This is a genomic window from Cupriavidus phytohabitans, assembly GCF_017815025.1.
Classification (GTDB): domain Bacteria; phylum Pseudomonadota; class Gammaproteobacteria; order Burkholderiales; family Burkholderiaceae; genus Cupriavidus.
In genome coordinates, this window is sequence record NZ_JAGIQB010000180.1 from 1 (window position 1) to 1,493 (window position 1,493).

1 protein-coding gene is annotated in these 1,493 nt (G+C 71.1%); it reads right to left on the reverse strand.

Annotated features, from left to right (window positions below):
- On the reverse strand, window positions 1–1,372 hold a 1,372-nt coding region (locus J8I34_RS33970), incomplete at its 3' end, for an efflux transporter outer membrane subunit (RefSeq protein WP_209808554.1).
- Window positions 1,373–1,493 lie beyond the last annotated feature (121 nt).

Sequence of the window (1,493 nt, forward strand, 5' to 3'; positions counted from 1 at the left end):
GCGACTGCAGCACGGTGCGGTCGGCATCGATCACGGCCAGGTAGTCGACCGCGCCGGCATCGTAGCGGCTGCGCGAGATCCGCGCCGCGCGGCGCGCACCGCCCAGCGCGCTGTCCAGCGCGCCCGCCTGCTGGCTCAGCCAGCGCACGTCGGCCAGGCTGTCCTCGACTTCGCGGAAGGCCACCAGCACGGTCTGCCGGTACGCGGCCACGCTCTCCTCGTGCGCGGCGCGCGCGCCGGCCAGGTTGGAACTGTTGCGGCCGCCGTCGAACACCGTCTGCGCGATGGTCGAGCCGATCAGCGGGCCCAGCATCCACGTGCGCGACGACCACTTGAACAGGTTGGACAGGTCCGCCGATTCAAAGCCAAACAGTCCGGTCAGCGTGATGCGCGGGAAGAAGGCCGCCTTGGCCACGCCGATGCGGGCATTGGCAGCGGCCATCTGCCGCTCCGCTGCGGCGATGTCGGGACGCCGCTCCAGCAACTCGGACGGCAGCCCGGCCGGGATCGCGATCGGCGCGGCATCGAACGGCCGCGCCGGCAGCGAGAACGCCGCGGGCGGCACGCCGGTCAGCACCGCCAGCGCATGCTCCTGGTTGGCGCGGCGGCGCTCGATGCCGGCCAGGTCGGCGCGCGCGGTACCAAGCTCGGCCTCGGCGCGGGCCGGGTCGAGATCGGTGGTCTCGCCTGCTTCGTAGCGCTTTTTCAGCAGCTTCAGCGCGTCTTCACGCAGCCGGATGGTCGCGTTCAGCAGGTCGCGTTCGCTGTCGAGCGTGCGCAGCGCGAAATACGCCTGCGCCACGTCGGCCTGCAGCGCGAGCTGCACCGAGCGGTACAGGTCCTCGGCAGCCTCGCCTTCGGCGCGGGCGGCATTGACGCTGGACGCGACCCGGCCGAACAGATCGAGCTCATAGCTGGCGAAGGCGCGTGCCTTCAGCACGGTCTGCGGCGAGACCCGCGTGCCGTCGGGCAGGCCTTGCGACGCGGCCGACGGCTGCGAGCGGGTCGGATCCAGCCCCACGCTGAGCTGCGGGTAGAGATCCGCCTCGGTCGCGCCGGTGAAGGCGCGCGCCTGCTTCAGCCGGGCCGCGGCGATGGCGAGATCCTGGTTGGATTCGCCCGCGGCGGCGATCAGGCGGTCCAGCTCGGCGTCGCCGAAGATCTTCCACCATTCGCCGCGATGCTGGCCTTCGGCCGGCGTCGCGGTCTTCCATTGCGCGCCTTCGGCCTGCGCGGCCTCGGCTTCCTTGTAGGCCGGCACCGTGGCGGTCTCCGGCACCTTGTAGGTCGGCGCCAGCGAGCAGCCGGCCAGGATCAGCGCGGCGGCCAGCGTGGCGATTCGGGGCAACTGCCTTGTGATGTGGGCAATCATTTTGGGATTTCCTTGACTGTTCTGTGCTCTGGCGGGTTCAACGCCACCGAGGTAGCTCCCCTCTCCCGCTCGCGGGAGAGGGGAGCAAACACGCGCTATTCAGCGGACGCCATCGCCTGGT